12 protein-coding genes are annotated in these 12,437 nt (G+C 38.1%); 2 read left to right on the forward strand and 10 right to left on the reverse strand.

Features of this window, described 5'->3' with window-relative positions; translation table 11 throughout:
* Positions 1-237: 237 nt before the first annotated feature.
* The 8 genes from MKY00_RS23610 to MKY00_RS23645 all read right to left on the reverse strand — a co-directional run bounded on the left by MKY00_RS23610 (position 238) and on the right by MKY00_RS23645 (position 9,648).
* A complete protein-coding gene (locus MKY00_RS23610; protein ID WP_000658369.1) occupies positions 238-1,356 on the reverse strand; it encodes a nicotinate phosphoribosyltransferase in 1,119 nt (372 codons plus the stop codon).
* A 61-nt stretch (positions 1,357-1,417) separates the two neighbouring features.
* Complete coding sequence (locus MKY00_RS23615; protein WP_262731347.1) at positions 1,418-5,125, reverse strand: DNA translocase FtsK; 3,708 nt, start codon at positions 5,123-5,125, stop codon at positions 1,418-1,420.
* 221 nt (positions 5,126-5,346) lie between these two features.
* Complete coding sequence (locus MKY00_RS23620) at positions 5,347-5,691, reverse strand: hypothetical protein (protein WP_016718691.1); 345 nt, start codon at positions 5,689-5,691, stop codon at positions 5,347-5,349.
* A gap of 195 nt (positions 5,692-5,886) precedes the next feature.
* Positions 5,887-6,501: a YtpR family tRNA-binding protein gene (gene ytpR / locus MKY00_RS23625; protein WP_016718692.1), complete on the reverse strand. Its 615-nt coding sequence runs from the start codon at positions 6,499-6,501 to the stop codon at positions 5,887-5,889.
* A complete protein-coding gene (locus MKY00_RS23630; protein ID WP_000784613.1) occupies positions 6,498-7,310 on the reverse strand; it encodes a DUF1444 domain-containing protein in 813 nt (270 codons plus the stop codon). Before MKY00_RS23630 ends, ytpR begins: the two co-directional genes overlap by 4 nt.
* Before the next feature lie 78 nt (positions 7,311-7,388).
* Positions 7,389-7,703 carry a thioredoxin family protein gene (locus MKY00_RS23635; protein WP_000838188.1) on the reverse strand — a complete coding sequence of 105 codons (315 nt, stop codon included), beginning with the start codon at positions 7,701-7,703 and terminating at the stop codon, positions 7,389-7,391.
* An 83-nt stretch (positions 7,704-7,786) separates the two neighbouring features.
* The gene (locus MKY00_RS23640; protein WP_016718693.1) at positions 7,787-8,296 is read right to left on the reverse strand and encodes a DUF84 family protein; all 510 of its coding nucleotides are present in this window, start codon (positions 8,294-8,296) and stop codon (positions 7,787-7,789) included.
* Between the two features lie 278 nt (positions 8,297-8,574).
* The gene (locus MKY00_RS23645; RefSeq protein ID WP_001031515.1) at positions 8,575-9,648 is read right to left on the reverse strand and encodes a M42 family metallopeptidase; all 1,074 of its coding nucleotides are present in this window, start codon (positions 9,646-9,648) and stop codon (positions 8,575-8,577) included.
* Between the two features lie 148 nt (positions 9,649-9,796).
* On the opposite strand from MKY00_RS23645, the gene MKY00_RS23650 reads away from it, so the two are divergent.
* Positions 9,797-10,108, forward strand: a complete 312-nt coding sequence (locus MKY00_RS23650) for a PepSY domain-containing protein (protein WP_000118540.1) — start codon at positions 9,797-9,799, stop codon at positions 10,106-10,108.
* Positions 10,109-10,344: 236 nt separating this feature from the next.
* Here the strand turns inward: MKY00_RS23650 and MKY00_RS23655 are convergent, their stop codons facing one another.
* Together MKY00_RS23655 and trmB are read right to left on the reverse strand one after the other, a co-directional pair.
* Positions 10,345-11,199 carry a YtnP family quorum-quenching lactonase gene (locus MKY00_RS23655; protein WP_016718694.1) on the reverse strand — a complete coding sequence of 285 codons (855 nt, stop codon included), beginning with the start codon at positions 11,197-11,199 and terminating at the stop codon, positions 10,345-10,347.
* 69 nt (positions 11,200-11,268) lie between these two features.
* The gene (gene trmB, locus MKY00_RS23660) at positions 11,269-11,922 is read right to left on the reverse strand and encodes a tRNA (guanosine(46)-N7)-methyltransferase TrmB (protein WP_001239380.1); all 654 of its coding nucleotides are present in this window, start codon (positions 11,920-11,922) and stop codon (positions 11,269-11,271) included.
* 233 nt (positions 11,923-12,155) lie between these two features.
* Here trmB and MKY00_RS23665 point away from each other — a divergent pair, with 233 nt between their 5' ends.
* Positions 12,156-12,434 carry a YtzH-like family protein gene (locus MKY00_RS23665; protein ID WP_001122234.1) on the forward strand — a complete coding sequence of 93 codons (279 nt, stop codon included), beginning with the start codon at positions 12,156-12,158 and terminating at the stop codon, positions 12,432-12,434.
* Positions 12,435-12,437 lie beyond the last annotated feature (3 nt).

Genomic DNA, 12,437 nt, shown 5'->3' on the forward strand with positions numbered 1-12,437 from the left:
ACATTTCGAACTAATACAACGGCCTATCTATAAGACAGTATATGAATCTTTTCTTATTTTGGTAATCATCATACATTTTTGATGTAGTGAAGTTATTCTTCCCTTCACTTATCAGGATAAACTCGTACGTACTTCTTTTTTATGTCCATAACAAATCCATTATAGCAAAAAAGAAGCCGCTATACTATGATAACAGAAAAACTGATAGGGTCAATCACCTATCAGTTTTTCTCTCTTTTACATATCTTCTCTTTTTTCTAATTGAACACGCTCTAAACGTGGGTTTGGACGATATTTACGACCAGCTTTCGCTTCTGGTTTTCCATTTAATTCTACGTTATCACCAGTAAAGCCAATATTCATTTTTAATAAGCTACTTCCTACTCCGTATATATCAACAGGTACGTTTTGAGCTTCAAATTCACGAATACGCTTCTCATCAAATCCACCAGTTACAACGATGTCTACATGCTGGAATCCTTCTTCATCAAGTGCTTTACGAAGTGCGAATACGAGCGATGGATTTACACCACGTGGATCAAATGTTCCAAGTACTTCTGGGTGGCGAATGAAGTATTGATCAATCATCGTACGGGACGTATCTACACGTACACCTTTTAATGTTGATCCAAATTCACGCGCTACGCGAAGTGCATCTGTAATAACATCATTGTTGTAATCAATTAATACAACTAATTCGTCTTCTGGGAATTTCTTATGATATGCTTTTGCTGCTTCCACAACATCACCATTAAACATTTGAATTAATGCGTGAGGCATCGTCCCCATACCACTTTTGCCCCACCATTCATTCATCGCATGCGTCGCTTGTGCGCTCATACCTCCGATGTATGCTGCATAACCGTCACCAGCTTGTTGTGTATAATGATCATCACGATCTCCCATGAAAATAACTGGTTTTTCTTTATCTACGCTACGCGCAGCTTGGACAACGTTATATACGTTTGTCGCAACCGATGTACGACGAGCTAAAATCCCATCAATGACACCTTCTAAAAATCCGAAATTTTCATAAGGACCATGAATTGTTAACACTGTTTCAAATGGACTAATTTTATCGCCATCTTTTAAAGAGTTAATCTCAAGTTCCTCAGGATTTTTAGCGAATGTTTGTAGCAATGCAATGACTTCGTCTGTTCCGCAAAGAACTGCATTTTCCTTTTGGAAAAATTGCATCGTTACAACACTTTTCGGGCGAAATTCTTCGATGATTTCTCTAGTCTTTAAAAAGTAAACGGCAGAGAACCAACCTTCTCCAACGCGTTCGTCAAATTTAAATGTTTTATTTGTTAGTCTATTTATTTCACCTTTTAATTTTAATTCAATTTCTTTCATGTCGCTTTACTCCCTACTTTACTATCCAACATTTTCTCTTAGTATACAGCAAAACCGTTTACTATACATTTGTTTCCTGCATAGCGGCAAATTCATCCTCAGAAATAAGGACATCTCTTGGCTTCGTACCTCTACCTTCAGAAATAATTCCTTGCGATTCCATCTCTTCAATGAGACGTGCCGCGCGATTATAACCGATGCGGAATTTTCGCTGTACAGAAGATGTGGACGCTCCCCCTTGTTCTACAACAAATTGACATGCATCAAGGAACAATTCGTCTTCCGACTCAGCTTGTTCTGTTTTCGCTAATAAATCCTCTTGCTTAAATAAGTAATTCGGTTTCATTTGCTTTTTCACATGATCAACTGTCTTTTCAATCTCATCATCCGATACATATACACCTTGTACACGAACTGGCTTAGATGTACCGTTCCCTAAGAATAACATATCACCACGGCCAAGTAATTTCTCCGCGCCCCCAATATCAATAATCGTACGCGAATCAACTTGAGATGATACAGTAAACGCAATACGCGTTGGAATGTTTGACTTAATTAAACCTGTAATAACATCTACAGATGGACGCTGCGTCGCTACTAATAAATGAATACCACAAGCACGTGCCTTTTGCGCAATACGACAAATTGCTTCCTCAACATCACCAGGTGCTACCATCATTAAGTCGGCTAACTCGTCAATGACAATAACGATATAAGGCAATGTCTCTCCCGGAATTTCTCGCTCACTTACAATCGTATTGTAACGAGTTAAATCACGAGCTCCTGCGTGCGCAAATAATTCATAACGGCGCTCCATTTCTTCAACTGCCCATTTTAATGCAGCTGTCGCTGCTTTTACATCCGTAATAACAGGTGCTACAAGATGTGGAACAGAATTGTATGGTGCAAGCTCAACCATCTTCGGATCGATTAACATTAACTTCACTTCATGCGGTTTCGCTTTATATAAAATGCTCGTTAAAATGGCGTTAATACACACACTTTTACCAGAACCTGTTGCACCCGCAATAAGTCCGTGTGGCATTTTTCGAATATCCGTTACAATTGGATCACCTGAAATATCAAGTCCAAGCGCAACTGTAAGCGGTGATTCGCTCTTTGTAAACACAGGACTTCTTAAAATTTCACGAAGAAATACTGGCTTGCTTTCTTTATTTGGAACTTCGATTCCAATCGCACTCTTCCCTGGAATCGGTGCTTCAATACGAATATCTTTTGCCGCTAAACTTAGCTTAATATCATCACTTAAGTTTGTAATTTTATTTACTTTCACACCTGGATCTGGCTGTACCTCAAAACGAGTTACTGCTGGACCTTGCGATACATTAATAACATGTGCGCCAACGTGGAAATTATTAAACGTTGTATCTAATAATTCTTTCTGTTCTTCCAACCATTCCGTATTATCTAACGCTGCTTGCTGCGGAATCGATAGCAATGTTAACGACGGAATCGTATACGTCGGTGGTGTTTGCAATACATTTCGCACATCATTCTCTCTTTGATTTACAACATATGCTTTCTCTTCTACTTCCGTACTTGAAATTGGCTTTTGTACTTGTTGAGATTCTGCTACCACTTGCTGCACTGGACGTTCTTCTACTTGTGGTTCTACTACTTGCTGCACTAGTTTCTCTTCCACTTGTGGTTCTACCACCACTTGCTGCATTGGTTGTTCTTCCACTTGTGGTTCTACTACTACTTGTTGCATTGGTTGTTCTTCTGTTTGTGGCTCTACTACTACTTGTTGCATTGGTTGTTCTTCCACTTGTGGTTCTCCTGCCACTTGCTGCATTGGTTGTTCTTCTACTTGGTGTACAGGCTTATTCTCTACTCGTTCTTTCATAGAAGGTTGCATTGCATTCGTTCTAGCTGCATGTCTTTCCACTAATCGCGCTCTATCTTGTTTCAACATAACAACATTGAATGGTACGTGACGCTTTTTCTCACGTTTAGGTTCTTCTTTTTGTACAACTGGTGGCTCTTCTGCGACCGGTGTTTCCTCTGCAACTGGTTGTTCTTCTTCAATCACTGTTTCTTCCACAACTGGTTGTTCTTCTTCAATCACTGTTTCTTCCACAACTGGTTGTTCTTCTACGACCGGTGTTTCTTCTGCAACTGATTGTTCTTCTTCAATCGCTGCTTCTTCTGCAATTAAAACGTCCGCAAAGCTTTGAACATCTTTTTTCGTTTGTTCATCAGCTTCAGCAACATGTATGAATTCATTCTTTTGTTCAATTGCTTCATTTAACACCATTTCTTGCTGCGTTTCCTCAAGTACTACAGGTTCGGCTTCTTCTGGTGCTTTTGTTTCCGCAATTACTTCCACTTCTTCTGACTCTTCTGCTTCCGCAATTACTTCTACTTCTTCTGACTCTTCTGTTTCCGCAATTACTTCCACTTCTTCTGACTCTTCTGTTTCTGCAATTACTTCCACTTCTTCTGATTCTTCTGTTTCTGCAATTACTTCCACTTCTTCTGACTCTTCTGTTTCCGCAATTACTTCCACTTCTTCTGATTCTTCCGCTTCCGCAATTACTTCCACTTCTTCTGACTCTTCTGTTTCTGCAATTACTTCCACTTCTTCTGACTCTTCTGTTTCTGCAATTACTTCCACTTCTTCTGATTCTTCTGCTTCCGCAATTACTTCCACTTCTTCTGATTCTTCTGTTTCTGTAATTACGTCTACCTCTTCAAATTCTTCTGGTATTTCCACAATGATTGTTTCTTCAAGCTTTTCTTCTGCTTTGACAATCACTGATTCTTCTGGAGCTTGCTTTCCTACTTCAATAGTAGGTTGGTCTATTTCTGTATTACGTTTCATTTCTTCTGATAATATTGTATCCTCGTGCTCTACTTTAGAAGCTAATGATTCTGTTTGTAGAACATTTTCTACCACTACATCTTTTTCTTGCTTCGCATCTTCCATACGCTCAGCAATTGTTTCATGAAGTAATTCAGCCGCTGGAACTTCCTGCGGTGCACTCATTTCTTGAGCCACTTCTTTTTCTTCTACTATAGGCTCTTGGCGTTCGATTTCATAACCGTTTTTCTCTAGCCATTGATCGACAACTGACTTTTCTTCCTTTTTACTCTGTTGATCTTGCTCTTCAACTCTTTCATGACTGGAAGAAGTCGGTGCTTGCCCTTCTGAGAAATGAGATAATGTATATCCTTTTTTCTCTAGCCATGCATCAACGACTGATTTGCCCTCTACAGATATTTCAAGGTCTTCTCTTTCCTTTACTTCCTCCTGCTTTTCTTCCTTTTTCTCTACTGAAGGACGATTATATCCGTAAATTGGCGAAATCATTTCTGTTGGACGAAATGGTCTACGGTTACTTTCTTGCGCTGGTGTAGATGCTTTCTTTACGACAGGCTCTCGCTCCGGTTCATATTGCATTTCCGGCTCTTCATATGTAGAAACTACCTTCTCCACATACTGTCGTCTGCTTCTTTCCACTTTAATTCCTCTTTGAATAGGCGACTCTTTATATGTTACAGCTTGAACAGGTTGTTCTTCAAAACGCCCTGTTTCTATAACATCCTCTTCATCGAACCCATTATCCGGTACTAATGGAAAACGGCATTTACCTGCATTCCTACTTGCCATTTGTGCTTCTCTTGCTTCGGTGTAGTGGTTTACACGAGGAATTTTCGGCTGACTTTCAACTTGCTTTTGTACTTCTTTATTCATCGCTGTTTGTTCTTCCTCTTTGTTAAACAGCTTTTTCATCCAATCTAACATGCTTACCACTCTTTCTACTAAATAGTAACATCCTTTATTGTATCAGCATTCGGCAAAAAGTGCAGGTAAAATTAAGCATGTCATATTTATCCATAATATTCTAATTTACGAGTGTTTTCATATAGAAAAACGCATTCTTACATGTAAGAATGCGTTTAAGCTTTACTCTTCCGATATTCATCTACACTATCCGTTACACTTTGCACCGGTCTCAAAGTTTTTTATAATTGTTTTATAATCTCATCCATATTTCCAATATAAACTGGATGCCATTTTTCTGTACCACGTTCTGCAGTATAAACCGGATAAGCGTCATCATCTATATTTACGAAAACTGGATCGCCCATATCCGTTTCATATCCAATTGTAATCCATCCTTCTTGCCACTTTCCGTTTTCTTCACTAATTAATGAATTTTTATGTTTATCATATCGATAACCGATTTGTCCTTTTTCTAATTCATTTTCACTAAACAAATATATCTCATAAGTACCTAACTCGATATCTTGCTGTTTTGAAGTTTCAATTCGTTTCAGAAGTTCTGCGATTTTTGGTTGTTGTTTCATGCGTCTATCCCCTTCTTTTTTTCTAAATTTTAACTATTTTGTTTATAAAACACAATATAGATTTTAAGAAAAAAGGTGACATCCTTATGAATATGAACGATTTTCTACATATATCTATCACAACTCACAATATATCAAAGATTCAATAGAAAAGAGAGGCTGCCCAAAAGGACAACCTCTCTTTTCTTATACCAATTAAAATTTAAACTCTTGTCCAACTTCAAAGCTATCTTCTAATACAAGAATACCTTTTTCTTGTGGAGCATCTGGAAGCTCTAATTCACGTGCTGAACAAATCATTCCAGCAGAAGGAACTCCGCGAAGCTCAGCTGGCTTGATTAACATACCGCTTGGCATTACAGCGCCGATTTTTGCAACGACAACTTTTTGTCCTGCATCAACGTTTGGTGCACCACATACGATTTGTAATGTTTCTGTACCGATTTCTACTTTACAGATGTTTAACTTATCAGCATTTGGATGCTTTTCTTTTTCAACTACATAGCCTACAACAAATTTTGGAGAAAGATCTGCTTCTACTGTTTCTTCAAAGCCGTTCTTCGCTAAAATTTCATTGATTTTTTCTACAAGCTCTTTCGTTAATGTAAGGTTACCTGTTTCTTTTACTTCTAAGTAAGAAGATGCATTAAAAATGTTGAATCCTGCTGTTTCGTTGCTTTCACGGTCATATACGCGTGCAACATCTCCTTTGCGATCAAAAGTACGGTTCTCTAAAGTAATATCTTGTAAGGCAACAATTAGAGTGTCACCAATTCCTTCAAGGTTGTAAAAAACGTTCACTTCGTTCATCCTTTCTCTTTTCCATCTGTCTTCTTCCGATTCTTCGCTAAAATAAAGATTGGTTCAAAGTCCCCATCTTCATATACGAATGAAAGTGATGTAATCGGAACATGCCCTTCGGCAAAAAATTTCATTGTCATTTGTGCAATAATATCATAACCGATTTCGTTGACGATATCAGCAATAATTAACACATCTTGGTGAGGAACAGCAACAACCATGTCACCAGAAATCTTTTCGCGCATCGATTGTAGTAACGATTCGTTTAAAATACGAGTCGCATCATACCCATCATTTGTGTTTAAAAAGTAGAATGTATTACCTGCTACTGTGTCTTGTTTAAATTCATAACCTAATGAGCGAGCGTTGAATAATGCCATTTCACGCACTTGTTGCTCTGTAAGCCCTAATTTTTGTAATAAACGCTCGTCAATGAGACGATATGTTTTATTCGAATCTAGCGCATAGTAAATACGTGTTTCCGCCGTATGATCCGTCATAATAAACGGATTTCCTTCTTCTGCTTGTTTCGGGAAAGAAGTAGAGCGAATAACAGGTAAAATTTTCGCCGCGCTATTTTCTTCCTTATGCATCGCAATTAACGCTTCTTGTACGTAATAGGCAACCTCTTCAATCGCCTTTTCTTTATTCACTTCCCATTTTGCTACAACTCCTGGAAGCGATACGTTAATACCTTTTTTTGAGTCTTTCTGTTCTATACGTAGAACTTCTTTCTCACTATCATACTGAAAGTCCCATTCCGGGCGAGATAATCTCTTCATTAACTCGTCTTTCATCTTTTTACTTGTCATCTTCATCTCTTTTTCCTCCCTTCCAAAAAAATAACCTCCCCCGCGAAGGTAGAGGTTGTTTTACAATTCAATTGGCAAATTGCCTTATTTTAAACCTTCAATGAACTCTTCGATTTGTTCTTGTGTTTTACGATCTTTGTTTACATAGCGACCTGTTTCTTCACCTTTATTGTACGCTACAAAGCTCGGAATGCCAAATACGTCTAATTTTACGCATAGATCAATAAACTCATCACGATCTACATAGTAAAATGAGAAATCACTATATTTCTCTTCTACTTCTGGCATAAATGGATCTACGAAGCGGCAGTCTGGACACCATTCTGCTGAGAACATAAAGATTACATTCTCTTCATTTTTTAACTCTTGGAATTGCTCCATGCTTTCTAATGATTTCATCTATATTTCCTCCTCTAACGAGTGCATTTTTTCATGTTATAATCTTTCTTTTATACTACCATACATCGCGCACGGTGCAAGGTTTATGCTTGCTTTTCATCATACTTATATTGCCCAACAAGTAACTTAACAACGTGTACAAATAATTCCGTACGGTCCACATAATCATCCGTAAAAATACCGATCGCACCTTCATGACTACGAATATCTTTTCTCTGTACAAACTCTTCCATCACTTCACTTAACTCCTTACCACCTTCAAGAGGTGCTAAAAAATCATCTGGTAACGTAATACGTGCCCCGCCGGCAACGAATGTTTTACCATCACTTGTTGCTAGCGCGCCCCAATTACACATAAATAAACCGTGCTCTGTTTTCATTACGCCGCCTTCTAGTCCAATGCCAATTTGAGCTTCCCCTTCCTCTAGTGCTTGCTTCGCTCTATTGATCGCTCCTTGCATCGTCTCTTCATCTGAAAATGGCTGGTTTGCTACCCCTGAAGGAACAGAAAGAGATGTAATTGTAGCACCTTTCCAAACCTTCTCCACAGCTCCAACCTTCGTTTTATTCTTAGATCCAACTACTACTTTCATTTCATTCACCTCTATAAAAATTTATCATTTTCCCTTAATCAAATTGTTCTTTATACACGAATGCACGGCCACCACACATCGCTTGTTTGTCTCTTCACTCTAAAAAGAAGAGTTTTTCTCACAACATTGCGGACCTCGAACCAAAAAGCAACCTTACTCTCACTTCCTACCCGGGGTTTTAATCCCCCGTGCAAGAATCAATTAAGCACTAACCGCTACCATACATCGCTCGAGCATCTATTCAACCTAAAAAAAGAAGGGTTTTTCGCCCTTCTTCTCTACGCGTTATTCTTAATTGTCTCTAACGTCGTTTTATCCGTTGCTCTTACAAGCTTCGTAATTAGCTCTTTTGCTGCCGCATAATCATCCACATGTAAAATAGAAGCATGTGTATGAATGTAACGTGCGCAAACACCAATTACTGCTGATGGGATACCTGAGTTACTTGTATGTACACGGCCCGCATCTGTACCACCTTGCGAAATAAAGTATTGGTACGGAATGTTATGTGTTTCTGCTGTATCTAAAATGAATTCGCGCATTCCTCTATGCGTTACCATCGTACGGTCATAAATACGAAGAAGAGCACCTTTTCCTAATTGACCGAACTGTGTTTTGTCACCAGATGCATCGTTAGCTGGGCTTGCATCAAGCGCATAGAAAATGTCTGGTTGAATCATATTTGCAGCAGTTTGTGCACCGCGAAGACCAACTTCTTCTTGTACAGTCGCACCAGAGTATAATGTGTTTGGTAATGTTTCGTCTTTTAATTCTTTTAATAATTCGATTGCAAGGCCACATCCGTAACGGTTGTCCCAAGCTTTCGCCATAATTTTCTTTTCGTTTGCCATCGGCGTAAACGGGCAGATTGGCACGATTTGTTGTCCTGGTTTTACACCAATCTCAATCGCATCTTCATAGCTATCTGCGCCTATATCAATTAACATATTTTTTATATCCATCGGTTTTGCACGTTGCGCGTCACTTAATAAATGAGGAGGAATAGAACCAACAACCCCAATAACAGGGCCATTCTTCGTCATAACTTGAACGCGCTGAGCTAATAGTACTTGGCTCCACCAGCCGCCTAAAGTTTGAAAACGAAGCATTCCGTTTTTCGTAATTTGCGTAACCATGAAACCTACTTCATCCATATGACCTGCTACAAGAACACGCGGGCCAGTTTCATCCCCTTTTTTCAGACCAAATACGCTACCTAAACCGTCTTGTACAATTTCATCTGCATATTTGCTTAATTCTTGCTTCATAAAACGGCGTACATCATGTTCGAAACCTGATGCACCTTGTAATTCTGTTAACGTACGAAATAATTGTAATGTCTCTTTATTCACGAAGTCCCCTTCTTTCAAACCTTAGTAGAATACCTCTTTTATTGTAACGAAATTTTCGAAATGTTTCTAGTTTCTTCTTTTTTAGCTGTATTTGCTTTATAATTATTATCGGTACACTATTTTTATTTTATAGAATTGAGGTGAATATATGAGCTGGAAAGGTTTAGTAGCAGGTCTTGGCGTTGGGTTCGCAGCTGGTTATTTCGTTGCAAACAAAGTACAAGAACAATCCCATATTTCTTCAGAAAAAGCATTGAAAATGGTAAAACAAGCATTAAGTCATAAAGGTGAAATTACTGGCTCTTGGGTACATATGGTTCCAGAGACATTTGAAAAATATGATGTCGCATACGAAGTGTATCGCGGCGGTCTTACAACGATGTTAAATGATATACAAGAACGATTTGAATTTTTAGTTGATGCTAAAACAGGTACTGTTTTAGAGGTTATAGCAGCATAAACAGGAGGGTTCCCATTAGGTGAACCTCTTATTTTTTAATCGTGGATAGTAATTGAAATTATATCGGCGATTTTTCGAATATATCGACTGCAACTCCAAATATATCAGCGATTTTTCAAATATATCGACCGTAACTCAAATTATATCAGCGATTTTTCAAATATATCGACTTACCGACAAAAAACGACAACAAAAATGAGACTGCTCCAACAGACTGCTGGAACACCCTCCCATTTTTATGCTTCTATACCCGTTTTTCGTTCTATTTTTTCTACGATATGACCTTCCTCATTCCACTTTACTGCGCGATAATACGCGTCATGATAAAAAGTGAACCAAGCATCGTTTTCAGCACCATACTTCATCCACTTTTGCTTATTTTCAATGGATGTCATCGGATAATCATCATACGCCATTACCCATAATACATTTTGATGGGCGTGCGTCGGCAATAAGTCTGCTAAATGCAGCATTGTTTCTCCTTTGCTTTCTAAAGCGATAACTGCATGTCCATCACTATGACCGCCTGTATGTGCCATTTTTATTTCATCTGTAATTTCTATTTCTTGCTGAAACGTAATAACTTGGTCTACAATCGGCTCCCAATTTTCCTTCCAATATGTATTACGGGATCTAATATTTGGATTCCTCATTTCATTCCACTCTGTTTCGCTTACGTAAACTTTCGCATTCGGAAAAGCTGGCACAAGGTGATCCCCTTCCCATTTTGTTAAGCCGGATGCATGATCAAAATGAAGATGCGTCATTAAAACGTAGTGGATATCCTCAGGCTTTAATCCTAGTTTTTCTAATGACTCATAAACCGATGATTCTTCTGTTACACCTTGGTTTCGCTTCATTTTCTCACTCAATTTACCGTTTCCTATTCCGGAATCAATGAGCATGTTGCCATCTTTCGTTTGTAAAAGTAACGGATCTGTTCGTAAATAAATATGATTTGTATCATTATGTTTATATTTACGTGACCAAAGTACTTTCGGCACAACGCCAAACATTGCTCCTCCGTCTAAATGTGTGTTCCCACCTTTTAGCCACGTCACTTTTATATCTCCAACTTGTAACTGTTCCATTTTTCATCCCCCTTTTCTTTTAATACTAACATAAAATTCTGATTATTTTAGATACAAAAAACCTATGCATTACTGCATAGGCTCTGTACGATATTTTGCTTCTACTCGGTAAATACGATGACCTTTACTAGAGAATTTCTCTTCGTACTCAGTCATAATGTTACCTTCAAAGTCGCTGTTATGAAGATCTAAGCTTAAGTAAGTTAGTAACATACCATACTCCGCCATACTCATAAGAGAATATTCAAATAAACCTTGGTTATCTGTTTTGAAATGAATTTCTCCGCCTTCTACTAACACTTCTTCATAATTGCGTAAAAACGTTTTGTACGTTAAACGACGCTTCGTATGACGTTTCTTTGGCCATGGATCTGAGAAGTTTAAATAAACGCGATCAATCTCACCTTTTGCAAAGAAAACTGTTAAATCTTCAGCATCTTTATTAATTAACTTTAAGTTCGGTAATTCTTCTTCAATTAATTTATCCAGTGCATCTACAACAACACTTGTGAATTTTTCAATTCCAATATAATTAATATGTGGATTCGCTTTTGCCATATCATACATAAAGCGGCCACGACCTGTACCTACTTCGATGTGAATGGGTTGCTCATTTCCAAATACTTCTTTCCAGTTACCAGCGCGCTCCTCTGGGTTGCCGATTACGATATGTGAATACTCATTAATTCGATCCATTGCATATGGTTTATGTCTTAAACGCATAGATGTTTCCCTCTCTTTACATAGCTATTTTAAAGGAATAATTCCTTCTTTCTGTTTTTAATCAATCTACCAAACAAAAAACCAAGTACGTACGAGCACTCGGTCCGTTTCTTTCAAGTATAAGATGTACCATTTTGATAAAAACTACATACAGCATTAAACATTCCATGACGAAACAGCTTTTTCTCTTACTTTTCTAAGAAGAGAAAAACAATCGAAAGGATGATCCGTTCATGCCAATTAATCAACAACATCAATTAGAAGTGCTGAAAGATATTTTAGTCAATCACCAAAGTGATTGTTGCGGGACAGTTTCTGAATGCGAGCAATTAGAGCGTCTCATTCAATCGTTACTCGCAAACGATAATATAAGTAGTGACGCTAAAGCAATGCTAAACGATGTATATTCTTATAGTCAATCGGGTAAATCTTCCTCTAATTTGGACAACCACATTTCCAATAATCAAGAACAACTTACTCAGTGGATTGCTGGAATGGACAATTTTTCTTAAGTA

The sequence above is a fragment of the Bacillus sp. FSL R9-9834 genome (assembly GCF_038006905.1).
GTDB lineage: Bacteria > Bacillota > Bacilli > Bacillales > Bacillaceae_G > Bacillus_A > Bacillus_A pacificus.

Bases quoted from the DNA above. Each gene is read 5' to 3' on its own strand.
- MKY00_RS23640 (WP_016718693.1), bottom strand. From the start codon at position 8,296: ATGAAAGTAGTAGTTGGATCTAAGAATAAAACGAAGGTTGGAGCTGTG.
- MKY00_RS23630 (WP_000784613.1), bottom strand. From the start codon at position 7,310: ATGAAGATGACAAGTAAAAAGATGAAAGACGAGTTAATGAAGAGATTA.
- MKY00_RS23655 (WP_016718694.1), bottom strand. From the start codon at position 11,199: ATGGAACAGTTACAAGTTGGAGATATAAAAGTGACGTGGCTAAAAGGT.
- MKY00_RS23650 (WP_000118540.1), top strand. From the start codon at position 9,797: ATGAGCTGGAAAGGTTTAGTAGCAGGTCTTGGCGTTGGGTTCGCAGCT.
- MKY00_RS23610 (WP_000658369.1), bottom strand. From the start codon at position 1,356: ATGAAAGAAATTGAATTAAAATTAAAAGGTGAAATAAATAGACTAACA.
- MKY00_RS23665 (WP_001122234.1), top strand. From the start codon at position 12,156: ATGCCAATTAATCAACAACATCAATTAGAAGTGCTGAAAGATATTTTA.
- trmB (WP_001239380.1), bottom strand. From the start codon at position 11,922: ATGCGTTTAAGACATAAACCATATGCAATGGATCGAATTAATGAGTAT.
- ytpR (WP_016718692.1), bottom strand. From the start codon at position 6,501: ATGAACGAAGTGAACGTTTTTTACAACCTTGAAGGAATTGGTGACACT.
- MKY00_RS23615 (WP_262731347.1), bottom strand. From the start codon at position 5,125: ATGTTAGATTGGATGAAAAAGCTGTTTAACAAAGAGGAAGAACAAACA.
- MKY00_RS23635 (WP_000838188.1), bottom strand. From the start codon at position 7,703: ATGAAATCATTAGAAAGCATGGAGCAATTCCAAGAGTTAAAAAATGAA.
- MKY00_RS23620 (WP_016718691.1), bottom strand. From the start codon at position 5,691: ATGAAACAACAACCAAAAATCGCAGAACTTCTGAAACGAATTGAAACT.